Here is a 26,097-nt window from a genome sequence, read left to right on the forward strand (position 1 = left end):
AGCCTGTTCCAATTCCTTTTCGTCTTATTCTTCTGTATTGGCCTGTTCGTTTTCAGCGGATTCCACAGCCGGGCTTTCAACAGCTTCGGCGGCCGGGACCTCTTCGGGTTCGGCAGCGGCTTCACCCTTTGCAAACAAATTATCAGCCTTCATCTGGGCATAGCGGTTCACCTCGTTGGGGCGCGGCGTCATGACCAAGGCCTTGGCCTCTTCGTCCTTCTCGGACCATTCCTTCTCGCCGAACACGTCAAGGTCGCGTTCCACAAGCTGGGAAGCGAGCTTCACGTTCTGGCCATTCTTACCGATAGCCTGAGCGAGGTTTTCGTCGTTGATAACGACCACCACGCGGCGCGTGCCCGGGACTTCGCTCATCTTCACGATGTTAGCCGGAGCAAGAGAACGCTGGATGAACACGTCGATATCCGGATTCCAGTGAACGATATCGATACGTTCGTTGCCGAGTTCGCGGACAATCGTCTGCACGCGGGCGCCCTTCATGCCGACGCAGGCACCGACCGGGTCCACATGCTCGTCGCGGGAGTAGACAGCAATCTTTGCGCGGAGGCCCGGTTCACGGGCGACACCCTTGATTTCGACAGTGCCTTCGTAAATTTCCGGAACTTCCTGGCGGAAGAGTTCCTTGAGGAAGTCTCCACTTGCGCGGGAAAGAACAACCTGTGCGCCGTTCTTGCTGGATTCTTCGACGCGGGCGATGACCGCCTTGATGGAAGCACCCTGGGCGAGACGTTCACGGCTGATCTGTTCACGCGGCGGCAGCACGGCTTCGGTCTGCTTGCCGAGAGAAACGATAACGTTGCGGCCTTCGAGACGCAGCACTTCGCCGCTCACCATCGTGCCAATACGGCCACGGTAGGTGTCCATGATCTTCTGGCGTTCTGCATCGCGGATGTGCTGGGTCAAAAGCTGCTTGGCAGTCTGGATAGCCTGGCGACCGAAAGCCGTCACCGGGATTTCGATTTCCAGCAAGTCGCCCGCCTGGGCGGCTTCGTTGAATTCCTGGGCTTCCGGGACGAGCATGTAGCCTTCGTCCATAGCCTCGACTTCTTCGGCGGTCATGTTCGGATCGTAATCCGGGAAGTCATCCACGACTTCGACGCGGAGCATCACGTGGACTTCGTTCGACTCGGTGTCGATGTCCACTTCAATCTTCTTCTCGATATGGAGGTACTTCCTGGCAGCCTGGATCAAGGCCTGCTTCAAGGCGCCGATGACGACGGTATCATCCATGTTCTTCGCATCGACCACGCCCTTCAAGACTTCGAGTAAATTGACTTTCGGTTCGTTCTTCATAAAATGACCTTCCTATTATATTTGTACATCCACTTTCGCGACGAGCACCTCGGCAAGCGGCACGTCTATTTCACCCGCGTTGCCCTTGAGCGAGAGCTTCAGGCTCTGCTCGTCCGCGTCCACCAGTTTGCCCGTCAGGGGCTTCCCGGTGCTCCGGGTCACGCGAATAAAGCGACCCTTGTTACGGAGAAAATCTGCGACCGACTTCAAGGGGCGGTCCAATCCCGGCGAAGAAACCTCAAGCGTGTAGGCTCCCTCGATCAAATCCGGATTCTGGTCGAGCGCATCGGAAAGATAGCGGCTCACAGCAGAACAATCGTCAATGCTCACGCCCTCGGGCTTGTCGATATACAGGCGCAGCGTCTTGCGCTTGCCCGCCCGGAACATGTCGGCTTCCACCAACGTCACATGCTGGGCCTCGCAGGCCTCGTCGATAAGAGCATTCAACTTTTCTTGGCTTACCAAATAAACCTCGTATATTAAAATTACCGTCCGCATGACGGAGGATGTCTTGCCCTGGATCAAGGTCCAAAGCGGGGCGTCCTCCACGGACAGTCAAAAAACCGCGTACAAATAGAGAAATTTTAAGGGACTTGTTCAACCCCCCGCACCCGTGAAAACCCCTCTTTAAAGCCGTTTAGAGCCATTTAGAGGGGGTCTAGAGCCGTCCGAAGAGCATTTCAGCCTTTTCTGGAACATAAACAGGCAAATCGCGCAAAAAAAAGTTATCTTCTACGCCGCTATGGCATACGTACTATTGATTATCGCAACTCTTATCGGACTCGGCATCAGCCTGTTCTTCCTGAAAAAGAACGTTATTCGTATTCGCGAAAAGAACAAGAACGAACCGAAAGCGTACAAGCGCGGGCTGAACTACGTCTTGACCGGACTCTGGTACGGCTACCTTATCGTATTCTTCGTCGGCCTGACCATCAACAACACGATTTTTTAGTCTCGGGCCTCGGGCCTCGAACCTCGAGCCTCATTGCTGTCTCTGCCACCGTTCGTAAAGGAACAGGGCAATCAAATTTTTCCCGTCGACAAACTGGCGAGCGGCCTCCTCGTAAGGGAGGACTTCCGTGCGGATCCATTCGTTTTCATCCATGTACGTCTGGTCCTTGCCGTCCATCGCCTTGAGCTGTTCCGGAGTCACCTCGCGTTCAATCGCAAACAAACGAATGCGCTCGTCCAGGAGCCCGCAACTCGCCGCGAAACCATCCGTGGAATCGCCCCACCAAAAACGGGTCAAATCAATCAGTTCGGAATCCTCGGCGACAATCTGCGCTTCTTCTTCCAGTTCCGAGAGCGCCACCTTGCGGTAATCGCCCGTCCAGTCGAGAATGCCGGCTGGAATTTCGAGGGATGCCTGTTCCGAAATAGCGAACCGGGGCTGCCGCACCAGCAACAGGTACTTCTTGCCTTCGCACTTCAATACCACAAGCACGCCCACCGCGTTCCCGCGCACAAGGGCAATGCCATGCACAGGCTTGCCGTCGGGGAGCGTCGCCGTCGCACGCAACTTTATAAACAACGGTTCGTGGACCTTGCTCAAAAAATCGACCGATGCAAAATGGATTTTCGACACGACAAACTTTTCCTGGGAACGTTGCAGCCATTCCTTGAAAATCCGGCTGTTCAAGATGACAGGCTTGTCGGCCTCGGCGATTTCCGCCGCAAACGTATATTCAATCATTTCTTAGCCTTGCTTGGAGCGACCTTCGCCTTTTTCCACGCCTTGTACAATTTCTCGGCAGTTCCGAGCGAATCCGTTTCGGAATCAAGCATAACCGCCCCTTTACTCAAAAGCCGTAAAGCGATCCAGCTATCACGCGAAAGGGGGCCACAGGCCATATCGGAGGAATCAGGAGAAAACAGTTCGCGAATGAATGACCCCGTGTACCCTACAGAGAGCGTCTTGTACGCATATCGGTCGTACGTAGCACAAGCAGGCACCGATTCCACCAAAAACATACTCGTATGCCACGCCGTATCCCGATGAATACGCACGGAGCCCAACGCAGAAGAATCGTTTTCCCAATGCGACGACATACAATAAACATCATCGGAATCCGCGCAGGCCTGGCGGACAGGCACCAGCAGCGTGTCTCCGAGAACCCACTCGGTCGGGAACAGCGTATCGGTGACCAGCGAATCGCAATCGGTAATCTTCATCTTGCATTTCGACTTCATGGGGCGCCAATAAAACTCCAGCGGAGTGATGGAATCGAGCACCTTCAGCAACGAAGGCGAGCCCTTTGTGCGCAGGGGCAAGCTATCGTTAGATGCGAACAAACTGTCGACGTATATTTCAAAGGTATCCAGCGACATGTTTCCCCGGCGAACGGCAATCGTATCGAACACGGAATCATACGTATTGGCCGCGACAATGCGAGAAATTCCCTCAAGTTCTTCTTCACTCAAAACCAACTTGAGCATGTAACTCGGCCGATAGTAGGGAGACGGGCAATCCTCAACAGTCTGGTGCAGATGAAGAATCGGTTTAATGTAGTATGTAGAATCCTCTTTGCGCTTATCGAAAGAAATTCTCTTGAGCGCACAATTCGAATAAGTCCACATACTGTCCAAGTACAAGTAGAGCGTATCCTGGGCCAAGTGGATAGACTTGCCGGAATCCAGCGTCGGGCGCAAGTAGTAACCCGTACGCGAAAGCTCAATACTTTCACGGGAAACGTCCAGAGGTCCATCTTCGCTCTGCGTACACGCCACCAAGGCGGTACACGCCAAAAGCAGTGCTAGCAGAACAAAAATATGGCGCAGACCAAAGCGCATGAAGACCTCAACTCAAAAACCGATTCGTTTCTTGAATATAGCAATTGAGGAGGAATCCACAGGATGCGTATATCCGTAGAAATCGTTCCATCGCATAAACAATCCGTTCCGGCGAACCGTCAAGAAAAACATGGCACTGTCCTGCGGCATCAGGCGCCCCACAGGGACATCGGCATAAACGGAATCACCCACCGACAGCGGCGTTGACCAGAAACCGAGCCCAGAAGTCCTCGTCGTCACGTTGTCACCATGGTCAATTTCAACAAAGTAACCAAAGGAATCCTTCCCCACGTCGAGCACAACCCCCGAAAGGACCGGATATACAGGAGCCTCGCCTTCACCGCAAAAGACATCCTTCGTGAGAAGCGAATCCTGGCCTTCAAAATCGAAATTGACCGATATAGGAACAGCTGCCCAACCGAGCGGGCGACGCGGGCACAGGCCCGGGAAAAGGCAGCCCGTGGCCTCGTCTATCCAGTAGCGCACGGAATCGTTCTTGACCACCTGCAGGTAATTGTGTACCATGGAATCGCCTTCCAATCGCACCAACACGCCATCCAAGAAATCCTCGCTACCAGAGACCCAACGAATCCGGGAAGCCCCCGTATTCCTCATCGAGGCAACATAACGCAGCATGGGTGTAGGGAACTTGGTTGCCGTATCGCCAATATTCCAAACGCATTCATGATAGCCCTTCTTGAGTTCAGCAAATACACCGCCCGAACTATCGCAACGAGTCTCCCATGTTTCCACGACCTCGGCCGACTTGTTCATTTTCAAAGGAAGAGCATCGACAATCTTGCGGAACAGGCCGAAGGCAAAACCAACGGACACTAGAATCACAAGGAGCAATATTCTCAAAAGTGGAAACCGGCGCTTATTGAACGGACGTTTTCTCTTTCCCCGGTATTCCGAAAACTCGACAGCCATTTTCTAGGTCAGACGAGCAAATAGGCCAACAGGCCGCCAATCAGGACGACAAGCAGGATAATCGTCAGCACCGTACGTGCCGGGGACTTTTCCTCATCGAAGGGCATGTTCATCCCCTTCTTGGCAAGTTTTTCTTCGTCCTTGGAAATAGCATTGAAGCTCTTGGTAAACTTGCGATGCGAACCCGTGCGACGTTCCAGCGAGGTGTTCGGAGCCGGGGCCGCAGCACCAGAATAGGTATTCTGCGAAGCCACCTGAGGCTGTTCTGCGACCGGTTCAGGATCAATGGTAATCATCGACGGTTCCTGCGGAGCCTGGTTATGCAGCGAGAAGGCCATCATCTCCGCTTCGAAGGAGAACACCTTCAGCTTCTTGTCGAGGCCAGCCTTCTTGAGCCCATCAATAATCGTGGCGTTGTTCGTGAGCATGGCCATCATGCCACCACGGGCGGACAGTTCCGTCTGGAAAAGGAGCAACGCATTATAGGCGTCGCTATACAAGAAATCTAGGCCAGCCAGGTCGACGGCGACGAACTTGTCTTCGGAGCGCTCGTCCAGCAAAGCGCGAACATCTTTCTTGAATTGTTCGGCGTCAAAAGCGCCGATGGGGTTCAGCGGCGCCGACAACAAATCAAAAATTCCAACTTCACGATAGTTCTTCAACTGGTCCATATACGACCAAATTTATAAAAAAAAATTAAGAAAGCGAGAAAAATCACCAAAAAAGGCAATTATTCATCCCCATTATTCTTCCCAATAGGTTCCTCCAGACGGGGCGAGAGGCTGAGCTTCCTCCGGCGATTCATCCATTTTGGCAGCATCTGCACCCTCACCGGATTTGGCGGGAGATTCCTGCGGCGGCGGGGTCTTTCCTTCATCCTGGGCAGCAGGTTCCTCAATCGGGGCTTCGTCGTCACTGTCATTTTCCTGGAGCGGCCTGCGGGCGGCTTCCGCCGGCGACAGTCGCGGCCGGGCACTCTCGTCGTTATGGCCGAACAAATAGGGGCTCACGCTCACACTCACCCTGTGTACCGCAGAAAGTTCCGGGTGGGACTCGAAAGCATAGTCAATCTTGAAGAATTTAGCCACGACAAGGCCCGCACCGGCAGTCACGCTCCCGAGAGTGGTGAAACTGGCCAGACCCAAGCGGACCGAAAGACCAAAGTCAAACAGGAACTCTAAACCGCCACGGCCACCCGAGAGCCAGTCCAGCGGGTCTTTCCAAACAGGTTCGCCGCGGTCCTCGTCCGTTTCGAGTTCCAAATCGCGAGCCTCGGCATGCAATAAACCCGCTCCCTGCCAGTACAGGCCCAAGGCGCCATACAAGTAAGGAATATCCAAAAAGTAGCTGGCAGCAACATAGAATTCCGGAGCCGAGTATTCCGTTGTTCCGGATTCCCACTTGACGGCCGAAGACGTCCAGCCCTTGAGGAATGCCGCCAAGTATAGCTGGTCAATAGTGCGATAACGCAAGCCGGCATCGCCGCGGAAGCCCCAGCCCGTCTGGTCCATGTCGCGGTACAGAAGGTTGAACGCAGCGCCCACCGACAGCCTCTCGGTAATGTTCCGGCCCCACGATATACCGAGCACCCAGTCCGCAATGGAAAGCGTTTTGTAATTGGAACCTTCGGGTAGAGGTTCACCTTCCTTGACCCATGGAATGTCGTCGGCACCAAAGCGGGAGAACGAAATGCCCAAAGCCTGCCCCTCAGAAAGCGGAGTCACGACAGAAGCGTAGTCGTACTTGGTGTCTTCGTAATAGGCGGTATGCGAGAAAGAAGCCCAGGTATAGCGAACACCCGACAATTGGTACGGATTAGACATAAGTCCAAGGTAATCGCCATCAATGGCCATCGTCGCCGAACCCAGTGCAGCAGAGCGCGCTCCCGGTTCGATATCCAAAGTCGCATTGGCTCCGGTAACTCTATCCATTGCACAAAGGGGAGCCGTGCACACAAGGGCGACCGCTACCAACGGACGCCCCAGAAAGAGACTCGATGCGCAACACTTCTTCAAAATACCGTCAATCATCATTTTCTGAGTGCTAAAATAGATTATTTTTTCCCAGCAGCCCAGAGCAATTTTCCATGACGCTTCGAAACCGCATCACAGATTTCCTGACTTACCTTTCTGCGCGGCGAAATTTCTCGCCGCGTACAGTTTCAACATACAGAAAATCGCTCGACAAGTTTTTGGAACGGCTAGACGAGGACTCCCCCATCGGAGCGTTAAACGAAACAAACATCAAGGCTTTCGTCTGGGACCTCAAGATGAAGCAGAAACTCGCACCCGCAAGCATCTGCGAGCACCTCGCCGCACTCAAAAGTTTCGGCAAGTACCTAGTGCGTTCAAAAATTCTAGAAACAAATCCGGCAGAAAACGTTCCTATGCCCAAGCGTCCAAAGCGGCTAGTCGCCGTCCTCGGGCAAAAAGATCTTGCGCCCGAAAAGTTCCCGGAAATAGAGAACCCGTCACTCCAACAAGTGCGAGCCCGCATCCTGCTTGAACTCATCTACGGCTCTGGCCTGCGCATCTCGGAATGCCAGATGCTCACGTGGGACCGCATCGACACAAACGCAAAGCTCGTACGCGTACTCGGCAAGGGCAACAAGGAACGCATCGTACCGCTTACCGAAAGTTTCATCGACCGCATCGCAAATTACAAACAAATGCAAGTCCAGGCAGGGCACCTGCCTACAGCGACGGGCTACGTTTTTTTGAGCGACGACGGCAAGCCCTTCGGGCTACGCACGCTCCGTAACGACATCCAGCACCTGCTCCGCGAGATCGGCTGGGAGGGCAAAGCGAGCCCGCACGTGCTGCGCCACAGTTTTGCCACGCACCTGCTCGAGAACGGCGCCGAAATCATGAGCGTCAAGGAAATGCTCGGGCACTCGAACATCTCGACCACGCAAGTCTATACGCACGTGAACGCAGAACGGCTCCGCGCCGCATTCAAGAAGACGCACCCAAGAGCGTGAGGGGAGTGAGGTCGCTGCGCTTTGAGGTCGGCACTTCGTGCCTTTGAGGTATGAGGTAAGTAGGAAGTGATTAGGGGTTAGGATCTAGGATCTAGAGGATAGGGAGAAATATCACGGCTTCGCCGTCTTATATTGACGCACGAAGTGCGTGATTCTTATTCACTAGCCTCTAGTTTCTAGCCTCTCACCTCGAGCCTAGAAGAAGCACCCCTTGATGCCGACGGCGATGGTCCACTGCTGCAGGAAGTCGTCCCAATCGGGAGCGTTCCATTCCTTCATCGGGGAGTCGTCGTATTCATCCATCGGGTCTGCCGCATTCGCCTTGTCGTGGATGGGGAGCGAAAGTGCAAGGAACACCGGGAACGAAGCATCCGAGAATTCTATGCCATAAACGAACGCACCGGACCAGGCCTTGTGATCGGGGTCAGGACGCGGATCGTACACGCCCACCTTCTCCGACGAAATCCAAGCCACACCGAGAGGTGCGGAGAACGTCACGCCAAACGATTGCACAATGCCCAAGCGACCGCGATACCCGTAAGCAATCGATGCTCCCACAGATGGCGGAGTAAAGGCACCGAGATCGTTTTCGCCATAAGGCTTGAAACGGTACTCGAAGCGGTCGTCGGAATGGTCGTAATCCTTCCAGTAAGTATCGTTGAATTCGTTCTCGCCCGATATCAGGTGCATCGCGAAGGGATGCGTATAAGTCAACCCATAGAGCCAGATACCCTTATCCGTATCGCGGCTGTAATCCCAGCCAAGCGTAAGCGAATAGAGGCCCGAACCCTTCTGGAAACTCGAAGGCAGAATCATCTCGGCACCATCGGTACCGCGCTTGATGTCGTACTGCCCAGTCGGGATAGAAAGAGATGCCGACAGCGAAGCCGCACCACCGCTACCAATCGTCTTCGAAAAATCAAACGACAGATCACCCAGGCCACCTGTGCTACGATCCATCGGAGCCTGGTTACTACGGAACTGCACTTCTCCCCTGTGTGACATCCAAGGGACCGTCACGCCCAGTTTAGTCGACCACGTGGGCTTGATGGAAAAATGGGGAGAAAGTGTAAGCGACGAAAAATTCTGACCTACGCTATACTTCGTGAACACTTCCGTTTCGAGATATCCACCCGAAACGCCCTGCCCAATCCACTTGATGCCGTCACCAGAACCGCCACCGGAACCGCCAGCACCACAGCCGCCAATGGATTCCCACGGCGTCGAGACATCGACAGGGGATTCAAAACCAACAACAAATGCGCCCGCCAAAGCAAAGGCAACCATCAAACCGTATCCAATTTTTCTCTGTTTCATGGCATGCCTCACGGGAGTTCAATCATAAATCCATGACTCGTTCCTGTCGCAAGGAACTTACTATCTGGCGACCTGCCCCCTATCATGGGAAGCGGAGCAAGTTCACGGACATCGCCAATCCATTCCATGGCAAGATCCGAAGCGGCACCCGGCGAAAGCCGAACTTCGCGCATCGCCGTACGACCCGCAGACCCATCCTGAATGGAACTGACCGTATAATCCTTATCGTTACGTATAAACCCATCGGTTTCCGCCCAAACCACAAAAAGGCGCCCGTCATACTGGAACCAATGCGGCTGGGCCGGAGCGCTAATCATGCCATCCAGCTTTTCAATCTTCATGGGCTCGGAATTCTTGGAAAGTTCCTGAATGTAAGCGTCCCAATTCGTTTGAGAAGCATCGACCAGATTATAGGTGACAAATTTTCCATCGGGCGAAATAAGCGGGTTCTCAAGGGATTTGCCATTGTAACCCTTCGGCAATTTCAGCTTGACTTCCTTGCCGCCATTTGCAAAATCGCGGAACACAAGTTCGCGAACCTGCATGTTCTCTTCTTTCGTCCTCACAAAGACAAGGCGTACACGGTCTGTCCCGAAAAATCCACGGATTGTCGTATCGGATGCAGACGTATCCGGTTCTACTACGGAGGGGTCTACCCAAATATGCGGATCACCGAACTCGCTTTCTTTTTTATCGTAAAACACGAAACGCTTCTTGTCCGAAATGCGCACAGCAATGATGCCGTAGTCAAGATTGTCCGGAGAACAGGCCTTGCTTCCATTAACATCGTATGCACGGAGCGATGCGATAAAATTAGGATGCGTACTCCACTCCGGGTCCTGGAACTGGCAGTCCCCATTGGCCGTATCTCTCATCAAATACCAAAGAACGGTTTCCGACGTATCGGAAATTGTCAAACGGTCGTGCTGGCTCACCTTGCGATCTTTGGACGAGACCACATTGTACACCGAATCCGGAGCCTTCACGCCAATCTTGCTGAAGTTAAGCCACAACATCGAGGCCGGGAAACGAGCCGTATCCTGCGAAACCGATGGATTACAGATCTGGAACGAGACGCCTCCATTTATAGGAAACACCTTCCCTATTTCCGATTCCGAAGTCGAGGGACCTTTGTCTTCTACAGAAGCCACATAAGGTTCCGGATCGTAGCAAGCCGCGAACACAAGCAACGGCAATAATTTCAAGAAAAACGTTTTCATCGTTTCCAATATAGCATTGTTGGCCCTAGGCATTGACGACCAGGCCTGCTTTTTTAAACTTTTCGCGAATCAATTGCAGGTCGTGCTGGTACGGGTTCCTCACAAAATCCTCAAAAGCCCATTTTGTCGGGTGGAAAGAGCCCTTGGAATAATTCAGGAGCATGTCCAGCCAAACACCCCTACCCGCATAGAGTTTATAGGGGCCCCTTTTGTAGCTGGGCAAAACGACCTTGTCCAAGTCCATGTAACCGATGTCGATATTCACATTACGCGCCGTCAGGCTTTCGGCCAAGGAAAGTTCCAGCGCATTGCTGCGCTCCTTCTCCAGAGCAATCGTTTCGGCAGGGATCGTCTTTTCGAACGATACCACGCCGCGATAGAGGTCTGTCCCCATCTCGGGTTCATAATAGCCGGTCTTGTCAAAGGCAAAAAGTTTACCCCGGTGGCGGATTGGCCCCCACGTTTTTTCAAGCGCCTCGATAACAGAGGGGTTCCAGTCTTCACCCTTTTGCAAAACAAAGGCAATTAACTGAACCTGTTCCGAAAACTGTGATGCTTTCATAAAATCGCCTGCCTAGTGAGGCATAATCATAAGATTTGTTCGAATAACACTGAGCTGTTGCTCACTGAACCCCACAAGTTCAGTCTCGGATTCCATGGGGAACATGAAATTAGACGCATCGGGACAGCGAGAAATATCAGATAAAGACTGATAAGTTGGAGTGAAATCGTAGCGAGGAGCCAACCGACGGAAAGGATCCCTATAATCCGATACCATCCCATCCTTCGCAAACACAACCTTACGGCTACCCTTCTGGAAACAATAAGGCGTGTCCGTAAAACCATCATCATAAACGGAATAATCCCCATTCGCAGTTTGGTCCGAATGAGTCGCCGTCGTATGCCGGAGTCCAAAGAAATGCCCGGTCTCATGCAATGCGGTATACACAATGCGTTCGGCATTGACAACCATGTCTTCGCCGTCCTGCCGGTTATGATTCGCTACAACAACAGTACTCCCACTACCGCCGCCCATATTTGAGCCAAACATGTCCGACAAACCGAGCAGGCCTTCCTGTTTGAACCGATGGACCAAAACGATATCCAGCGCAGAAAAGACATCCTCTTCGGGCCAACCGCCCAATTCTGTCATCATTTGGTCTTCAGAAGAACGCCCCGCAATCCACGGTTCCGTTTTCGGGTACTTTTTCCCAATGACTGGATGCTCATGAGCAAAACGCACATAGACGGTATCCAGTTTCACACTTGTATAGAATTTTTTGAACCCGGCCTGGAGCATTTTGGCAAGGCTATCATAACTGACATCAAGATCCTTGATTTTCCCTGCAACAATAAGATTGGCCGAGAAATGATCGGAATAATCACCATACGCCTTGAGCCGGACATTCCTAGTCGCCCCTTCGTAGAAGCCTTTCCCGTCATTTAAACTGGTAATCCAAATCGAACGATCGCTTTCTTCGCATACAAATTTGTACACGTAACGTCCATTTTCCACAGATGGCTTTATCGAACGGACCCAAGAAGCCGCATAGGTTTTGAGTCGTTCGTTCCAGTAAACACGGAATAACCGCAATTGGGGATTCGCCGAGGCATAACCGTCTATGTCGAACGAAAGCTCATAATGTGCATTCGGATGCACGAATATTCTCACCCCATGTGCCAAATTCGCATCTACCGAATCCCCAGGGACATTGTCATTGGGAATAAGGGCAAACTGCAATTCGCCATCCGGTATAAAGCCCTCGTCCGTTTCAGGAGGTTCTACCGAATTACATGCCGCAAGGCATACCGCAAAAAAGAACAACAAAAAAAATTTTTCAAGACAAAAATGCTTCATTAAACGTCTTATAAGAAGAAGGTTTACTCCAATGTACAAAAAAAGGCAAAATAAAATGTCCAATCCATTCAAAGAAACTCATTTGTCCGCCAAAAAAACGTTCCAAGACCTGCTATCGCCCATAGTAGGCAAGCCCGCACTCACTTGCGCGCTCGTTCTCATGGGGACATACGCCAGTTTCGATGTTCCAACATTCGCTCCGGCACTGATGCTTACGCTCGCGATAGCGAACCACTTTTTCCCGCGATCGAGGCAATGGGTCGTATTCCTGAGCCTTGCCGCTGGCATCGTAAGCTACGATTTTGCGAACGGAGGTTCATGGTCATTCCTCCTCATGTCGGGAAATCGTTCAACATACGAACACAGCCAGCAAGCACCTCCCAAAGACGGATGCGGTCGAGTGGAATCGGTCATCCGCAGGGCCAAGGGGAACGCCTACATCATCAAGACGAGTGTAGGCAATGAAACCTACCGCTTAAGGATTGCAGAGCGTAAGATGCAAAGCAAGCCGAAAGTGAAAAAAACTCCGAGCGAAATGCAGGAACCCATGGTATTTGCAGACACAGCCAGTGCGGGTCAACCTTTGGATTTGTATTCCGTGACAAGCGAACCTATCGTCGTACCACGTTGGGCAACGAAAGCAACCACGGCGAGGGCGGCGAATCCGGGCGACACCCTCTGCTACAGCGCATCGTGGTACCCGGTGTCGCCCCCGCGGGTGCCGGGCGCGTTCGACACCCGCGGCTGGCTCAAGAGCCAGGGATTCGCCGCCTACGGGCGGTTCAACGACTACAAGATTGTCGGCAGCAGTTGGATTCCCGAGCGGACATTCGCCAACTTCCGCAAGTGGATTGAATCACGTTTTGCCGACTACCTCGACCCTGCCGAGACCGGACTCCTGCTAGGCCTTCTCGCCGGCGACCGGAGCGGCATTCCCGAAGCCCTCCGCAGCGATTTCCAGCGGTCCGGACTCGTCCACGTGCTCGCCATCAGCGGTTTCCACGTCGTCCTTCTCGCAGGCATCCTCATGATTTTCCTCAAGGCGACCGGGCTCCCCCTGCGCGCCGTACGGATTATCGCCGTCGCCTTGCTGTTCCTCTACATTCCCGTCACGGGCGGTTCCCCCGCCGTACGCCGCGCCGTCCTCATGTTCTCCGTGCCACAAATCGGCGCACTCTTCCAGCGACCCGCCAACACGATGAACAGCCTCGGGGTCGCCCTCATCCTCATCCTGCTCCCCGAGCCGGGCATCCTCTGGAATCCCGGCTTCCAACTTTCCGTCGCGGCCACCGCGGGCATCCTTATCGGAAGCCCGCTCAACCCGTTCGCCAACTTCCCGGAATCCCTGAAAAAGAACAAACTCTGGAACACCCTCCGAGCATTCGCCATCGACCCCACTTACGTCACCTTGTGTGCCACCCTCGCCACCGCCCCGTTCCTCGTCCACCATTTCAAGACACTCTCCCCGATGGCTTGGCTCGGGAACATCGTGGTCGTTCCCGGAATTTCGTGGGGCATGCAAGCCGGCCTTTTCGCCCTGATTTCACCTATCGACTTTATGCGCGAACATTTCTGCTACGCCGCCAGTTTCTTCTTGCGCCTGGCAAGCCTCCTTACGCGGCTCATCTCAGATTCCTCCATCGCCTCCGTCACCATCGGGCCGTTCAGCCCGGCCATCCTTTTGCTCATCGGCTTCGCGCTGACCTTCATTCCCGCAATCCGGCGCAACCGAATTGCCCGCATCTATTGCGTCTCGTGCCTAGTCCTTTTCGCCGGGATATTCTGCTACAACAGCTACGCCAAGGTAACACACCCGACGTGGAAACTGACGACCATTGATGTCGGACAAGGCGACAGCCATCTCGTCGAGGCTCCATCGGGCAGGCACTTCCTCGTGGATGCCGGCGACAACAGCAGGCAAGATTCCGGCAAAGACATCATCGTTCCATTTCTGCATCACATCGGCGTGCGGGAACTCGACGCCCTCATCATAACACACCCCGACAAAGACCATTTCGGCGGCGCCAAATCCATCCTGAAAACATTCCCCGTCAAAGAGCTTTGGGCAAGCGACTGCGCCATCAAAGAACGTAAACCCGAATGGCAACAAGTCATCCAAGAAGCACGGAAAAGGAACATTCCCATCCGAAAAATCCATCGTGGCATCCTGTGGAAAGAAACCTACTTTGAAATGCAGACCATCCACCCGCGAAACGACATCTGCGTCGAAGCCAACGAAGGGAGTATCACGCTTCGACTCAAAGGGCTCGGGCATTCCGCAGTCCTCACCGGAGACCTCACCATCAAAGGCGAAAAAGAAATCATGAAAACAGACGCTTATCTGAAAAGCGACGTGTTAAAGCTCGGGCACCACGGTTCCAAAACATCCAGCAGCGTACCGTTCCTGAACGCAGTCAATCCCACGTACGCCATCATCCCTAGCGGGAAAAACAACCGGTTCCGGCATCCGAGCAAAGAAGTCGTACAGCGGCTCGATTCGTTGAACATTCCCTACATCAATACAGCAGAACGGGGAAGCATATCGATTACGTTCTCCGAAGACACCACCATTATCCAGACCATGCTGGAGTAGGTCCACATTTTTTGAAAGATTACTTTTCGGAAAGAGCGTTCAACGTGACTTCGTGCAATAGCCCGTTCGTTGCGACACTCGTAAAGCCTTCGTAAATCGGTGCCGTCGGCTTGCCGTTTACATCGAAGAGTTCCGTCTTGCCGTCGATGGTGCTGAACTTGCCACCGGCTTCTGCGAACAGCAGCGGATACGGAGCGATGTCCCAAAGCGAAACGACAGGATCCACCATGATTTCGGCGCGGCCTGCGGCCACGAGGTAATAGCCGTAGCAGTCGCCCCAACCGCGATGCAGGCGAGCGCTGCGACGGAGCTTCGCAAAACCTTCGCCAAAGCCCTTGTCTTCCATCGTGTTCACCGTACCCGAAAGCACGAGCGCATCTTCGATTTTTTCAACCTTCGAGCAGTTCACCGGGCGGCCATCCAAAAAGGCGCCGCCACCGTTCACCGCCCACACGGCCGTATTCATCGCCGGAATGCGGATAAGGGAACACACGGGAACGTTCTTCTTGTAGAGTGCAATCAGCGTGCCGAACAGGGGAACGCCATGCACGAAAGCCTTCGTGCCGTCAATCGGGTCAATGACCCACTGGTATTCCGCATCGGGGCTCTCGATTCCGAACTCCTCGCCAATCACGCCAAAGCCCGGAGTCTCCTTGGCCCAGAATTCACGGGCCAGTTCTTCCGTACTCTTGTCGGCAATCGTCACCGGAGTATTGTCTTTTTTCCACTCGACACCCACTCCTGTCTGGAAATACTTCAGGATGTTTTCCTGAGCCATTTCCGCCGTCTTGAGAGCGATTTTCAAGAGCTCCAGATTTTCTGCCGTCGCGGACATCTTAGGCCTCCGCTTTCCATTTCTTGACAAGCATCACGAGGAACTCGTTTTCCTCGGGCTTGCCGATAGTGACACGGATGTATTCCGGCATACCGAAGCTTGTGAGGCCGCGGACAATCATGCCTTTCCTTTCCAGGAACGAGACGAGTTCACGGGCGCGTTCGCCAATCTTGACGCAGATGAAATTCGCCTGTGTCGGAAGCACCTTGAAACCGAGTGCCGTAAATTCGCGGGTAAGGACTTCAATTCCCTCGGCATTCATCTTGCGGGTCGCTTCCACGTGGGCCGCATCGTCCAAGGCAGCGATGGCCGCCACCTGTGCCGCCTGGTTCACGTCAAACGGGGGCTTGACCTTCCAGAGGTGGCGCACCACATCCGTACTCGCGATGGCATAACCGATACGCAGACCGGCAAGTCCATAAATCTTGCTGAACGTCCTGTTGATGAAAAGGTTCGGGTGTTCATCCAAAGCCGAGAACATGTTCGGATAATCCGCAGCGGTTGCGAACTCCGAGTAGGCCTCGTCCAGGAACACCAGCACATTCTGCGGAACCTTCTTCAGGAATTCGCGAATTTCGGATTCGGTGTAGTACGTGCCCGTCGGGTTGTTCGGATTGCAGATGAAGGCTACGCGGGTTTTGCTGTCGATGGCCTTCGCCAAGTCGTCAAGCGAAGTCTTCGCATCGCCCTCGCCCACGCCAATAAATTCAGCGCCGTTCGAAAGCGTCGTAAACTTGTACACGGAAAAAGTCGGCGTAATGCCCACACAGTTGTCGCCCTGGCGGATAAAGGCTTTGCCGACCATGTCAATAATCTCGTCGGAGCCGTTACCGACGACAATCTGTTCCGTCTTCACGCCATATTTCTGGGCAATAGCGCGGATAAGCGTCGGAGCATCGCCGCGCGGATACAGGTGCAGGCAGTCCGCAATCTTGTGGAACGCCTCGACCGCCTTCGGGGAGGCTCCAAGCGGATTTTCGTTGGAAGCCAACTTTACAATCTTCTTGAGACCATACTGTTCACGGATTTCCTCGATGGATTTTCCGGGAACGTAATCGGAAAGCTTAGACAGTTCTGGACGCGGTTCAATCATGTTTACCTCTATTTACGCGATAAAATTTAGCTAACTTTTAACCGTATGAGAAAAGTCCTGACAGCCCTACTCGTCATTCTGGCCACAAATGTATTTGCCCTCGACAACATCTGGGATATGCGCTATACATTCGGGCCCGACAGTAGGCCGTCCCCCAAACTGGGCCTTGGTCTCGGAATGCGTTCTGACTATGACCCCAATATACTTTTCCCCATCAACCTCACAAGCGGCCTTACAAAAAATTTTGACTTCGGTTCCAAAATCAACGTCCAGACCTACGACAAAATGGGCCACATGCAGGCATCCCTTGACGTCGGTGGGCGTTTCCGATTCAACACAACCAACTTCATCGAAGTCGATGGCTACTTTGGTCTAAACAGGAACAACGGTAGCGCAATCGTCCTCACGCTCGGTTCAGATCAAGTTATCTCCAAGAATTTTCTGAACTATTACGAAGCCCGCGCCGGTTTCCTCGATGGAGTCACAGGCGACGGAGGCTACGTAAAGTTTGCATTGGGAATGACGCCGACCCTCATTTTCGGGCGTTTCTTGCGTTGCATGGTCGAAGTCAATACATCGGGAAGTGCCGGGCACCTTCGCGACGACTTCATGATCGACATCTTGCCTAAATTCGAATTCGCATTCGGAAGCACACGAGTCCGCCTAGACTTCGACATCGGCGTGATGCAAGAAAAGAACAACAACCGCAAGGGAATTGGCCTGTACGTGATGACAGCTTTATAAGTAGGAAGTTAGAAGTAGGAAGTAGGAAGTCACTGTCTACTTCCTACTGTCTACTTCCTACTACTCAACCACAAATTTCTCGCCATCGTAGTCGATGGTTACGGGCTTTGCGGCACTCACTTCGCCAGCAAGGATTGCATGGCTCAGCGGGCGTTCCACATTCCTTTCCAGGTAACGCTGGATCGGGCGTGCGCCGAATTCCGGCTGGTAGGCCCCATCGGCAATGGCGTCGAGAGCCTTGTCGGTCAGCGTGAGCTGCAAATCCTGACGAGCGGCGCGTTCGGCGAGTCCCTTGAATTTCAGCTTCACGATGTCCTTGATCTGCGGCTTCGTTAAGCTCTGGAACACCAGCACTTCGTCCAAGCGGTTCAAGAATTCCGGACGGAAGAATCCGCGGAGTTCCGGCTCGATTTCCTTGAGCGTCACGGGCTTTGCATCACCCGCGCGGTTCTGGAAATGAGCAGCGCCCAGGTTCGACGTCATCAAAATCAAGGTGTTCTTGAAGTTCACGGTACGGCCCTTGCCATCGGTCAAACGACCGTCGTCAAGCACCTGCAACAGCGTATTGAACACATCGGGGTGGGCCTTCTCGATTTCGTCGAGAAGAATCACGCAGTACGGATGCGTACGCACGGCTTCGGTCAGTTGGCCGCCTTCTTCGTAGCCCACGTATCCCGGAGGCGCACCGATCAAGCGGCTCACGCTATGCTTTTCCATGTATTCGCTCATGTCGATACGCACAAGTGCCGCTTCGCTGTCGAACAGTTCGGTCGAAAGCGCACGGGCCAATTCCGTCTTGCCCACACCCGTGGGGCCCAGGAACAAGAAGCTACCAATGGGCGCATTCTCGCGGCTGAGGCCGCTACGGTTACGCAGGATGGCTTCGGAAACCGCTTCCACGGCCTCGTCCTGGCCAATCACGCGGGCATGCAGGCGTTCGTCCAAGTGCAACAACTTGGCCTTTTCGCCTTCGCAAAGTTTCGTCACCGGAATTCCAGTCCAACGGCTCACCACGAGGGCAATCGTCTCTTCGGTCACCTCTTCGCTCAGGTCACCGTCGCCTGCAGACTTCTTGATTTCTTCCGTCTTCGCGGCAATTTCCTTTTCCAGGTTCACGATCTTGTTGTACTTGAGTTCGGCGGCGCGGTTCAAGTCGTAGCGGGCTTCGGCCTGCTCCATCTCGTCCTTCGCCTGCTGCAAGGATTTCTTGAGGCCCTGCAACTCGGCGTTTTTCGCGCGCCTCTCCTGCCAACGGTCCTGCATAGCCTTCACGGCGGCATCCGTCAAAGCCAACTCCTCACGGAGTTCTTTCAAGCGCTTCACGCTGTTGTCGTCAGTTTCCTTCGCCAAGGCCTGCTCCTCGATTTTCATCTGGAGTTCCTTACGCTGCAAGGTATCCAAGGCTTCGGGCACGGTATCCATCTGCGTCTTCACAAGGCTTGCCGCCTCGTCAATCAAGTCGATGGCCTTGTCCGGCAAGAAACGGTCGCTGATGTAGCGGTTCGAAAGTTTCACCGCAGCCACCAGCGCGTTGTCATGCAGACGCACGCCATGGTGGGCGTCAAAGCCGTCCTTGATGCCACGCAGAATGGAAATAGATTCCTCTTCGCTGGGTTCGTCGACCTGCACAGGCTGGAAACGGCGTTCCAATGCGGAATCCTTCTCGATGTACTTACGGTATTCCTGCGTGGTCGTCGCACCGATGCAGTGCAGTTCACCACGGGCCAGTTTCGGCTTGAGCATGTTGCCCAAGTCCATGGAGCCCTCGGTCTTGCCCGCACCCACGATGGTGTGGATTTCATCGATAAACAATAGCGTGTTGCCGTCTTCTTCAAGAGCGTCCAGCACGGCTTTCAAACGTTCCTCGAAATCTCCACGGTACTTGGCGCCCGCCATCAAGGCGGACAAATCCAGCGCGAACAACTTCTTGCCCTTCAAAGCGTCAGGCACATCGCCGCGATAGATTCGCTCGGCGAGCCCTTCGACAATAGCGGTCTTGCCCACGCCCGGTTCACCGACCAGGCACGGGTTGTTTTTCGTCTTTCGGCTAAGGATCAAGATGACACGGCGGATTTCCTCTTCACGGCCAATCACCGGCGAAAGCTTTCCGTCGGCGGCCATTTCCACGAGTTCACGGCCATAGAGTTTCAAGGGAGATTGTTCTTCGGCGTTGGCAGCACCCGCAAACGGGTCCGAAAGCCAGGTTTCCACGACTTCCACGGAGCCCAGCGCATCTTCGAACACCTTCGCAAGGCCACGGTCGCCCGAGAACTTCATGAGGGCCACGAGCATGTCGCCCGGGGTCACCATGCGGTTCACCTGACGTGCCGCCTGCACGGAGGCACGCAAGATACGGTTCAAGTCATTGTCCGGTTCCACGTCGGGGTTCACGCCTTCCATACGCGGAATCTTCTGCACGAACGGTTCCAGCTTGCCGCGGAGCTCGTTCGTCTTCGCGCCTTTGGACTTATAAAGTTTTTTCAGGGTGGCATCCGGGCCTTCAACTAGCCCCACGGCCAAATGTGCCGCACCCAGGTAGGAATGCGAGCAACGGTCACGCAAGCTCTGCGCCTTCGCCAAGACTTTTTCTGCATCGTTGTTGAAATCGGACATATAAACCTCGATTTTTGCATTTTTAACCGCGATTTATAGTGCAAAAGCCGTGCCAAGGGCCTCGTTCGACAAAAAAACGTCCAAAAACGGCTAAAAAAGCAAAAAATGTCGCATTTTTCAGCATCATTTTTTCAAAATAAGACGCACGGGTGTTTAATTCCGCACAAATCCAAAAGCAGGTCTTATAGGGGCTTTATGAGCTGAGGAAAAAAATCCAAAACAAACGCCCGCCCCTGTTGCCTATCTAACACCAAAAGACTATATTTAGTATCAAATTCAGTCCGATTTTAAAACAAAAAGGCTCATCATGAACCCGATAAAGAACATCAAGCCGATTTCGTACATCAAGGCAAATGCCGCCCAAGTTTTGGATCACGTATGCGAGTCACACACGCCTTACGTGGTCACACAGAACGGGGAGGCCCGCGGAGTCATCTTGGATGTCGATACATTCCAGACCATGCAAGACGGGCTCAAGCTCTTCAAGTTGTTCGCGCAGAGCGAAACGGAAATCGCCAAAGGCGAAGTCATTTCGCAAAAAGACCTTTTTGATTCCCTGGAGCGCGAATTGAATGCCAAGTAAAAAATTTCAGGTCATCTGGTCGAAATCGGCCGCATTCGACCTAAAATCCATCGTCACGTTCATCGCAAAAGACAGCCCCAAAAACGCCCGAGAAGTCTTGGCAAGAATCAAACGTGAATGTAAAACGCTAGAGTCGTTCCCGGACCTGGGTAAAGTTCCTGCCGAACTTGAAGCCCTGCAAATAGGGGGTTACCGTGAATTATCCATTTCGCCCTGGCGAGTCTTCTACAAGAAACTCCTCAATCAGGTTTTCGTCGTAGCCGTCGTAGATTCCAGACGCGATCTCGAAGATGCGCTCTGGAACAGGCTGATGCGCTAGGGGCTCTTTACGAGCCGAGAAAAACAACCTTTTTACTAATTTTTCAATGCCGTAATCGGCACGACGATGACTCCATCGGGGCGTTTGTAGGCAGCGCTGCTCATTCCGCAAATAACGCAAAGATTAGATGGAGGAATGCCATCCGGGTCGTTGGAAATATTTTTTTGTATTTCCAATAAGTTTCGTGCGGCTTCATCAATTTGATTCGCTCCGAGTTTTATTTCAAAAGCGCTCCAGCTGCCGTCGGGCATCTCGACGACTGAATCAATTTCCCTGTTGGCATAATCTTGGTAATGGTACAATTTTCCGCCAAAGGATTTTGCATAGATATCCAGATCCCGTTCACAAAGCGATTCGAACAGAAAGCCCAAAGTGTTCAAGTCGTGCAAAAGCTTATCTGGAGTCGCGCCCAATAGCGATGCAGCAAGCGAAGGGTCGGCCAGGTGCCTTTTTTCGGCCTGTTTAACCCTAAGCTTTGAGCGTATTTTTGTGCTGAATGGGAGCTGGTTCTCAACAAGAAAGAGTCTTTTCAAGACATCAAGATAGCTCGCGATCGTATCCGTGTCGATATCGTCGTCATCAATTTCCTTGATGTCGTTTTTCAGGATTTTATTGGTCGCCGTGGTCGATTCGTTTCGGGCGAGTGATTTGAGCAACAGCTTCATCTTGCTCTTGTTCCGTTTGATTCCGTCGAGGCGGTCCATATCGTCGTCGACAAAGGCTTCAAGATAGGCTTTAGGAATAGCCATGGATTGTTCTGTAGTAAGTCCGAGATTGCCGGGCCACCCTCCGCGAACAACGAGTTCTATCAAATCTTTTAATTGAACGTCGCCCGTCATGACAGATTCTATTTCGCCGTTGCAGATGTCTTGTAGGGAAACGGCTCCGCTAGATGCTCCCGATTCGTATAGCGACATAGGGCGCATGCGGATTTTGGCAATTCGTCCGGTCTAATTTTGCAAAAAAACGCCAAGAATACGCGCATTTTCAACATTTTTTAGAAATTTCTCGTTCGAGACTTAAATTTTAGCATATTTCAAATACACACAGAAACAGAAGGAGAAACATGCCCAAACAGACTCTCATATTTGAAAATCCGGTCCAGCTTTCGGTACAAAATTCCATGCTCAAAATCGCATACAAGGACAATCCCGACAACGTCACGCTCAGGGCAATCGAAGATATCGCCATCATCCTCATCGACAACCATTCAGCATCGCTCACCACGCCCCTCATAGGCAAATTGGCAGAACAGAATGTCGCCGTCGTATTCTGCAACGAAAAGCACATGCCGTCATCCATGCTCATGAATCTGGACGCAAACACCCTGCAAGAAAAATACTTCCGCCTGCAACTGGATGCATCCCAGCCACTGAAAAAACAAATGTGGAAAAATGTCGTGGAGGCAAAAATCAAGAACCAGGCTCTTCACCTCAAGTCCCTTGGAAAAAAACACGACAAGCTCCTGAAATACGCCACCGGAGTCCTTAGCGGGGACTCAAGTAACCGCGAAGGGCTTGCCGCGCAATGCTACTGGAGAGAACTCTTCGGCAAGGAGTTCATACGCGACAGGTTCGGCGAACACCCCAACGATTTTTTGAATTACGGTTACACGCTCCTGCGGGCCGCAACCGCTCGCGCCCTGATGGCGAGCGGGTTACTGCCCTCCCTCGGCATTTTCCACAGGAACTATTACGACGCATTCCCGCTGGCAGACGACATCATGGAACCCTACCGCCCCTTCATCGATCAGATTGCATACAAATTACACGTAGCCAAAAAGAGAAAGTTGGACAAGGAAGTCAAGGCATCCTTTCTGGAACTGTTCTACACCAACATTCCCTTCGGGGAACAGATGGTGCAGCTGGGAACATGTCTCACCTACACCACAGCCTCCGTCGCGAAATTTTTCATGGGCGAAACAAAGAACATCGCCTACCCGAGGGTAGCATGTGGGTCGTAGCGATTTTTGATTTTCCAAGACACTGCAAGAGCGGCCGCCAAAACATGGCCAGGTTCGTCAAGGAACTAGAAAAAGAGGGATTCAACAAGGTGCAACGGGGAATGTACGTCCGCTACTGCACCACTGCGGACAACGGCAGGACACACCGCCGACGAATCGCCAATTTAATCGAACCCCGCTCCACGCTCTGCCTGCTGAGCGTCACGGACAGGGAGTTCCTGGAAATCTACAGCCACTTCGGCAGCACCAGGGCTCCGAAAAAATGGCCCAAATCCCAGGATTTCATCCAATTTTTCTGATTTTTTCAGCGTTCAATCGCTTGCGAACCCGCATAAAATAAGGTATATTCAGATAGTAGGTCTTATAGAGGCTCTTTACGAGCAGAGGGAAAACCTCAAAACAGCTGGTAGAGTCGCTGAACGGGACGCTGATGAACGAAGTATTAAATTGAAATAAAAAAAGAATCTATGTGGATGGTCGGCAATCTCCATCATACGGCCTACGAACGTCCCAAGTGGCCCGCCTCGGTTTCCACTTACTCACATAGATTCTCTTATCAATATACCTCATTTCTTGGAGAAAAGCAATGCTTGACGCCAAAATTGATGACAAAAAGTGCATAATCCTGCTAAAAGGCATCGAAGACAAGTCTAAAGACTTATCCAAGGCTATGAAAACCATCGCCGTTGATCTTAGAACATCCATTGAGGAAAACTTCGAGGTCGGCGGTCGCTACAGTTCACCGGGGGCAATTATTGGCGGCTCAAAAAAATGGACTATAAAAAACGGGCGCGGCACCCTTCTTGGTTCTTCCCCAGGATCAAGCTCTCTGCACTTGTCATTTGTTACCAAATTCGATAAAGACAGTGGTCTTATAGAGGCTCTTTACGAGCAGAGGTAAAGCTACGTATTCCAGCTACAATTATGCAAATAACAGCATCGACCATTTATTCTTGGATATGATTGGATACTTGTTCTCGAACTAGGAGGGGCAAAATGATTGTCAGGAAATTAATATTTTTTTTGATTATTGTTACGATAAGTTCTTTCGCCAAGGAAAAAATCGTCTTCGCAACAGGAGAGAATGTTAAGACGAAATTAAAGAAAGCTGAATATTATAATGATCTAAAATATTTTAAAGAACAAATGACAAATTTTTTTGGAGAAACTCTGCTAGATGTTAATCAGGATGGTTTTTATTTGGAGATGGGAAAATGGAGAGTCTCTCAAACGGAAATTTTGGGTGATGGGGGTTATTCTGCGTATATTCCTGTGAAATCAAAAAAAATGAAGATGATTTATATACCTCGATATCAGTGTGAGGATGGACCAAGTATGGGAAAATGCCGCGAGTGCTTAGAAAATGCCATATGGAAAAATAAAAGGAATATTTATGACAGATGTTATGGAATAAAACAGATTTCAGATAGTGTGGCAATTCTTATAAAGAAGTTTTTTGATGAAAATAGACTTTCTTTATGGGAATTAAGTCTTGAAAATCTTTATTCAAAAAGAGGGGAGCAATGCGACGATCACTTCTATATCCTTTCTCAAGAAAAAAGTGAGAGAAAAATTATCCGAATGGTCCCGCCGGGCTGTATTGATAACGAAATGAAAAAGAATAAAATCATCGACGAGTACATTTACCTGTACGAGCAGTTCTATTCTATATTTCACAGCAACTTTGAAGAATGCCGCTGGGAAAACCTTGCTGACAAGAAACAGTTGGACAAGTGCCTCAGCTACTGATGAAAAAAACTATATGTCTTATAGAGGCTCTTTACGAGCAGAGGGAAAACTAGAACTTTTAGAATGAGGATGAAATAATGAAGATTACTCTTGCTTTTTTATTTCTTGTTGGCATTTCATCTGCTCAGTTGTTGGAATCTGAAGAAAGATCAGTTTACCAAAATCATCCTAATTTGGATTATTTTGATAAAATTTCAAAAAAAAGAACGAATAAAAGTCTTTATCAATTGGCCCACGAAAGCTATTTTGCAATGGACAGCGCCAAAGGTTATACTTTATCAGGAAGAGAACTTCGTGCTGTAAATATGATTGTTTCTAATGTTCCGGGTGTTTTAGATAAGGATCCTTTTTTAGAATCTGTTTATATTTATAAATTAAATTCGGAGGTTCTTTATATTTGTATTGGACCAAATGAAAATGAATATTACATGAAAGAAAGCGGTGTATTCGATAATTCCTCAAAAAAAAGAGGGAAAGGAATGATTCGTGGGGGCGGAGGCGGAGAATATCTAGTAAATTTGAAAACAATGTCTGTTATAGAAAAAAAAAGTGGTGGAGATAAATGATGAGTCTTATAGAGGCTCTTTACGAGCAGAGGGAAAACTGAAAAACGCTCTCCTCTTGAAGGTGTTGCTCCGGCAGACAATACTAATATCGTCAAACCATTTGATGAAGAGTGGTAGTTTATGAAATTTTTTCTTCAAAGTTTGGTTTGCGCAATTATTTTGACTATAATTGATATGTATTTAACGCAGAATAGATTGGGGGCGTTGCCGAGAATCCCTTTGTCAGAAGGTAATTTTGTACTTGGTTGTTTTGTCTCGTTTGTAACATCCTTTGTTTTTTCACTAATTATTGTGTATTGTTTGAAAAGAAAAAAATAGCTGGGGCTGTTGCGGGTGCTGCCGGAAGTGAAGTGGGATGATTACTGCGGGATATGAAAGAGCTCTCTGTATCTTATAGGGGCTCTTTATGAGCGGAGGGAAAACCGAATCCCTACGGCAAGGGTACGTCCAGGCGTCCACCATCGAAGAGTTCACCGCCATACTCCAGAAGAAAAAAGGTAAAAACAAAGCCCCCCGACCCAAAAGAATCTATATTAGAAGTGTAACGCGGAGATGAAAAATGACACTCCTGATTATAATTGCCTGTTTATGCTTTTTGGTAGTCCCGCTACTTTGGTGCCTGGGCTTCCTTTG

The 26,097-nt window shown here is 51.5% G+C and carries 26 protein-coding genes; 11 read left to right on the forward strand and 15 right to left on the reverse strand.

Going from position 1 to position 26,097, the window contains the following annotated elements:
* Positions 1–24: 24 nt before the first annotated feature.
* Together nusA and rimP are read right to left on the reverse strand one after the other, a co-directional pair.
* The gene (gene nusA, locus Q0Y46_RS03155) at positions 25–1,311 is read right to left on the reverse strand and encodes a transcription termination factor NusA (RefSeq protein ID WP_297944779.1); all 1,287 of its coding nucleotides are present in this window, start codon (positions 1,309–1,311) and stop codon (positions 25–27) included.
* Between the two features lie 15 nt (positions 1,312–1,326).
* Positions 1,327–1,776: a ribosome maturation factor RimP gene (rimP, locus tag Q0Y46_RS03160; protein ID WP_295685169.1), complete on the reverse strand. Its 450-nt coding sequence runs from the start codon at positions 1,774–1,776 to the stop codon at positions 1,327–1,329.
* A gap of 277 nt (positions 1,777–2,053) precedes the next feature.
* On the opposite strand from rimP, the gene Q0Y46_RS03165 reads away from it, so the two are divergent.
* Complete coding sequence (locus tag Q0Y46_RS03165; protein ID WP_290960413.1) at positions 2,054–2,263, forward strand: hypothetical protein; 210 nt, start codon at positions 2,054–2,056, stop codon at positions 2,261–2,263.
* A 30-nt stretch (positions 2,264–2,293) separates the two neighbouring features.
* Here the strand turns inward: Q0Y46_RS03165 and Q0Y46_RS03170 are convergent, their stop codons facing one another.
* The 5 genes from Q0Y46_RS03170 to Q0Y46_RS03190 form a co-directional block, all read right to left on the reverse strand.
* Complete coding sequence (locus tag Q0Y46_RS03170) at positions 2,294–3,004, reverse strand: NUDIX domain-containing protein (protein ID WP_297944783.1); 711 nt, start codon at positions 3,002–3,004, stop codon at positions 2,294–2,296.
* Positions 3,001–4,101 carry a hypothetical protein gene (locus Q0Y46_RS03175; protein WP_297944786.1) on the reverse strand — a complete coding sequence of 367 codons (1,101 nt, stop codon included), beginning with the start codon at positions 4,099–4,101 and terminating at the stop codon, positions 3,001–3,003. The genes Q0Y46_RS03170 and Q0Y46_RS03175 overlap by 4 nt, the downstream gene beginning before the upstream one ends.
* 12 nt (positions 4,102–4,113) lie before the next feature.
* The gene (locus tag Q0Y46_RS03180; protein ID WP_297944788.1) at positions 4,114–4,944 is read right to left on the reverse strand and encodes a M23 family metallopeptidase; all 831 of its coding nucleotides are present in this window, start codon (positions 4,942–4,944) and stop codon (positions 4,114–4,116) included.
* Positions 4,945–5,039: 95 nt separating this feature from the next.
* On the reverse strand, positions 5,040–5,702 hold the full coding sequence (locus Q0Y46_RS03185) for an STAS domain-containing protein (RefSeq protein ID WP_295685160.1): 663 nt from the start codon (positions 5,700–5,702) through the stop codon (positions 5,040–5,042).
* Between the two features lie 72 nt (positions 5,703–5,774).
* Entirely contained in the window at positions 5,775–6,962 is a 1,188-nt protein-coding gene (locus Q0Y46_RS03190; protein ID WP_295685158.1) for a hypothetical protein, read from the reverse strand.
* A 155-nt stretch (positions 6,963–7,117) separates the two neighbouring features.
* On the opposite strand from Q0Y46_RS03190, the gene Q0Y46_RS03195 reads away from it, so the two are divergent.
* A complete protein-coding gene (locus tag Q0Y46_RS03195; protein ID WP_297944793.1) occupies positions 7,118–8,011 on the forward strand; it encodes a tyrosine-type recombinase/integrase in 894 nt (297 codons plus the stop codon).
* 195 nt (positions 8,012–8,206) lie between these two features.
* Here Q0Y46_RS03195 and Q0Y46_RS03200 read toward each other — a convergent pair whose 3' ends face one another.
* The 4 genes from Q0Y46_RS03200 to Q0Y46_RS03215 are packed head-to-tail and all read right to left on the reverse strand — an operon-like array spanning position 8,207 to position 12,373.
* Entirely contained in the window at positions 8,207–9,328 is a 1,122-nt protein-coding gene (locus tag Q0Y46_RS03200; protein ID WP_297944796.1) for a hypothetical protein, read from the reverse strand.
* 8 nt (positions 9,329–9,336) lie between these two features.
* Positions 9,337–10,548, reverse strand: a complete 1,212-nt coding sequence (locus tag Q0Y46_RS03205; RefSeq protein WP_295685150.1) for a hypothetical protein — start codon at positions 10,546–10,548, stop codon at positions 9,337–9,339.
* 25 nt (positions 10,549–10,573) lie between these two features.
* A complete protein-coding gene (locus Q0Y46_RS03210) occupies positions 10,574–11,110 on the reverse strand; it encodes a DUF4416 family protein (RefSeq protein ID WP_295685148.1) in 537 nt (178 codons plus the stop codon).
* Positions 11,111–11,122: 12 nt separating this feature from the next.
* Positions 11,123–12,373: a M12 family metallo-peptidase gene (locus Q0Y46_RS03215; protein WP_297944800.1), complete on the reverse strand. Its 1,251-nt coding sequence runs from the start codon at positions 12,371–12,373 to the stop codon at positions 11,123–11,125.
* 88 nt (positions 12,374–12,461) lie between these two features.
* On the opposite strand from Q0Y46_RS03215, the gene Q0Y46_RS03220 reads away from it, so the two are divergent.
* Positions 12,462–14,999 carry a DNA internalization-related competence protein ComEC/Rec2 gene (locus tag Q0Y46_RS03220; RefSeq protein WP_297944803.1) on the forward strand — a complete coding sequence of 846 codons (2,538 nt, stop codon included), beginning with the start codon at positions 12,462–12,464 and terminating at the stop codon, positions 14,997–14,999.
* 19 nt (positions 15,000–15,018) lie between these two features.
* On the opposite strand, the gene hisN is transcribed toward Q0Y46_RS03220, so the two are convergent.
* Together hisN and hisC are read right to left on the reverse strand one after the other, a co-directional pair.
* A complete protein-coding gene (hisN, locus tag Q0Y46_RS03225; protein WP_295685409.1) occupies positions 15,019–15,834 on the reverse strand; it encodes a histidinol-phosphatase in 816 nt (271 codons plus the stop codon).
* Between the two features lies 1 nt (position 15,835).
* The gene (gene hisC / locus Q0Y46_RS03230; protein ID WP_297944806.1) at positions 15,836–16,927 is read right to left on the reverse strand and encodes a histidinol-phosphate transaminase; all 1,092 of its coding nucleotides are present in this window, start codon (positions 16,925–16,927) and stop codon (positions 15,836–15,838) included.
* A 45-nt stretch (positions 16,928–16,972) separates the two neighbouring features.
* Here hisC and Q0Y46_RS03235 point away from each other — a divergent pair, with 45 nt between their 5' ends.
* Complete coding sequence (locus tag Q0Y46_RS03235; RefSeq protein WP_295685414.1) at positions 16,973–17,671, forward strand: hypothetical protein; 699 nt, start codon at positions 16,973–16,975, stop codon at positions 17,669–17,671.
* Between the two features lie 60 nt (positions 17,672–17,731).
* Here Q0Y46_RS03235 and Q0Y46_RS03240 read toward each other — a convergent pair whose 3' ends face one another.
* Positions 17,732–20,284, reverse strand: a complete 2,553-nt coding sequence (locus Q0Y46_RS03240) for an AAA family ATPase (RefSeq protein WP_297944810.1) — start codon at positions 20,282–20,284, stop codon at positions 17,732–17,734.
* A 307-nt stretch (positions 20,285–20,591) separates the two neighbouring features.
* Here Q0Y46_RS03240 and Q0Y46_RS03245 point away from each other — a divergent pair, with 307 nt between their 5' ends.
* Positions 20,592–20,867: a type II toxin-antitoxin system Phd/YefM family antitoxin gene (locus tag Q0Y46_RS03245; RefSeq protein ID WP_290960429.1), complete on the forward strand. Its 276-nt coding sequence runs from the start codon at positions 20,592–20,594 to the stop codon at positions 20,865–20,867.
* Entirely contained in the window at positions 20,857–21,186 is a 330-nt protein-coding gene (locus Q0Y46_RS03250; RefSeq protein WP_290960430.1) for a type II toxin-antitoxin system RelE/ParE family toxin, read from the forward strand. The genes Q0Y46_RS03245 and Q0Y46_RS03250 overlap by 11 nt, the downstream gene beginning before the upstream one ends.
* A gap of 35 nt (positions 21,187–21,221) precedes the next feature.
* On the opposite strand, the gene Q0Y46_RS03255 is transcribed toward Q0Y46_RS03250, so the two are convergent.
* Positions 21,222–22,103, reverse strand: coding sequence for a DUF4143 domain-containing protein (locus Q0Y46_RS03255; protein WP_297944814.1), 882 nt, complete (start codon positions 22,101–22,103; stop codon positions 21,222–21,224).
* 149 nt (positions 22,104–22,252) lie between these two features.
* On the opposite strand from Q0Y46_RS03255, the gene cas1 reads away from it, so the two are divergent.
* The 5 genes from cas1 to Q0Y46_RS03280 all read left to right on the forward strand — a co-directional run bounded on the left by cas1 (position 22,253) and on the right by Q0Y46_RS03280 (position 25,464).
* Positions 22,253–23,149: a type II CRISPR-associated endonuclease Cas1 gene (gene cas1 / locus Q0Y46_RS03260; protein WP_297944817.1), complete on the forward strand. Its 897-nt coding sequence runs from the start codon at positions 22,253–22,255 to the stop codon at positions 23,147–23,149.
* A gap of 44 nt (positions 23,150–23,193) precedes the next feature.
* Positions 23,194–23,448, forward strand: coding sequence for a hypothetical protein (locus Q0Y46_RS03265; RefSeq protein ID WP_295678794.1), 255 nt, complete (start codon positions 23,194–23,196; stop codon positions 23,446–23,448).
* Positions 23,449–23,735: 287 nt separating this feature from the next.
* Positions 23,736–24,050, forward strand: coding sequence for a hypothetical protein (locus Q0Y46_RS03270; RefSeq protein ID WP_297944820.1), 315 nt, complete (start codon positions 23,736–23,738; stop codon positions 24,048–24,050).
* A 95-nt stretch (positions 24,051–24,145) separates the two neighbouring features.
* The gene (locus Q0Y46_RS03275; protein ID WP_297944822.1) at positions 24,146–24,898 is read left to right on the forward strand and encodes a hypothetical protein; all 753 of its coding nucleotides are present in this window, start codon (positions 24,146–24,148) and stop codon (positions 24,896–24,898) included.
* 77 nt (positions 24,899–24,975) lie between these two features.
* On the forward strand, positions 24,976–25,464 hold the full coding sequence (locus tag Q0Y46_RS03280; RefSeq protein ID WP_297944825.1) for a hypothetical protein: 489 nt from the start codon (positions 24,976–24,978) through the stop codon (positions 25,462–25,464).
* The last annotated feature ends 633 nt before the right edge of the window (positions 25,465–26,097 follow it).

The organism is uncultured Fibrobacter sp., assembly GCF_947305105.1.
Classification (GTDB): Bacteria; Fibrobacterota; Fibrobacteria; order Fibrobacterales; family Fibrobacteraceae; genus Fibrobacter.

Excerpts from the sequence above, each read along its gene's own strand:
- nusA (WP_297944779.1), bottom strand. The coding sequence starts at position 1,311 with ATGAAGAACGAACCGAAAGTCAATTTACTCGAAGTCTTGAAGGGCGTG.
- Q0Y46_RS03165 (WP_290960413.1), top strand. The coding sequence starts at position 2,054 with ATGGCATACGTACTATTGATTATCGCAACTCTTATCGGACTCGGCATC.
- Q0Y46_RS03170 (WP_297944783.1), bottom strand. The coding sequence starts at position 3,004 with ATGATTGAATATACGTTTGCGGCGGAAATCGCCGAGGCCGACAAGCCT.
- Q0Y46_RS03175 (WP_297944786.1), bottom strand. The coding sequence starts at position 4,101 with ATGCGCTTTGGTCTGCGCCATATTTTTGTTCTGCTAGCACTGCTTTTG.
- Q0Y46_RS03185 (WP_295685160.1), bottom strand. The coding sequence starts at position 5,702 with ATGGACCAGTTGAAGAACTATCGTGAAGTTGGAATTTTTGATTTGTTG.
- Q0Y46_RS03190 (WP_295685158.1), bottom strand. The coding sequence starts at position 6,962 with ATGGATAGAGTTACCGGAGCCAATGCGACTTTGGATATCGAACCGGGA.
- Q0Y46_RS03195 (WP_297944793.1), top strand. The coding sequence starts at position 7,118 with ATGACGCTTCGAAACCGCATCACAGATTTCCTGACTTACCTTTCTGCG.
- Q0Y46_RS03200 (WP_297944796.1), bottom strand. The coding sequence starts at position 9,328 with ATGAAACAGAGAAAAATTGGATACGGTTTGATGGTTGCCTTTGCTTTG.
- Q0Y46_RS03205 (WP_295685150.1), bottom strand. The coding sequence starts at position 10,548 with ATGAAAACGTTTTTCTTGAAATTATTGCCGTTGCTTGTGTTCGCGGCT.
- Q0Y46_RS03210 (WP_295685148.1), bottom strand. The coding sequence starts at position 11,110 with ATGAAAGCATCACAGTTTTCGGAACAGGTTCAGTTAATTGCCTTTGTT.
- Q0Y46_RS03220 (WP_297944803.1), top strand. The coding sequence starts at position 12,462 with ATGTCCAATCCATTCAAAGAAACTCATTTGTCCGCCAAAAAAACGTTC.
- hisN (WP_295685409.1), bottom strand. The coding sequence starts at position 15,834 with ATGTCCGCGACGGCAGAAAATCTGGAGCTCTTGAAAATCGCTCTCAAG.
- hisC (WP_297944806.1), bottom strand. The coding sequence starts at position 16,927 with ATGATTGAACCGCGTCCAGAACTGTCTAAGCTTTCCGATTACGTTCCC.
- Q0Y46_RS03235 (WP_295685414.1), top strand. The coding sequence starts at position 16,973 with ATGAGAAAAGTCCTGACAGCCCTACTCGTCATTCTGGCCACAAATGTA.
- Q0Y46_RS03240 (WP_297944810.1), bottom strand. The coding sequence starts at position 20,284 with ATGTCCGATTTCAACAACGATGCAGAAAAAGTCTTGGCGAAGGCGCAG.
- Q0Y46_RS03245 (WP_290960429.1), top strand. The coding sequence starts at position 20,592 with ATGAACCCGATAAAGAACATCAAGCCGATTTCGTACATCAAGGCAAAT.
- Q0Y46_RS03250 (WP_290960430.1), top strand. The coding sequence starts at position 20,857 with ATGCCAAGTAAAAAATTTCAGGTCATCTGGTCGAAATCGGCCGCATTC.
- Q0Y46_RS03255 (WP_297944814.1), bottom strand. The coding sequence starts at position 22,103 with ATGTCGCTATACGAATCGGGAGCATCTAGCGGAGCCGTTTCCCTACAA.
- cas1 (WP_297944817.1), top strand. The coding sequence starts at position 22,253 with ATGCCCAAACAGACTCTCATATTTGAAAATCCGGTCCAGCTTTCGGTA.
- Q0Y46_RS03265 (WP_295678794.1), top strand. The coding sequence starts at position 23,194 with ATGGCCAGGTTCGTCAAGGAACTAGAAAAAGAGGGATTCAACAAGGTG.
- Q0Y46_RS03270 (WP_297944820.1), top strand. The coding sequence starts at position 23,736 with ATGCTTGACGCCAAAATTGATGACAAAAAGTGCATAATCCTGCTAAAA.
- Q0Y46_RS03275 (WP_297944822.1), top strand. The coding sequence starts at position 24,146 with ATGATTGTCAGGAAATTAATATTTTTTTTGATTATTGTTACGATAAGT.
- Q0Y46_RS03280 (WP_297944825.1), top strand. The coding sequence starts at position 24,976 with ATGAAGATTACTCTTGCTTTTTTATTTCTTGTTGGCATTTCATCTGCT.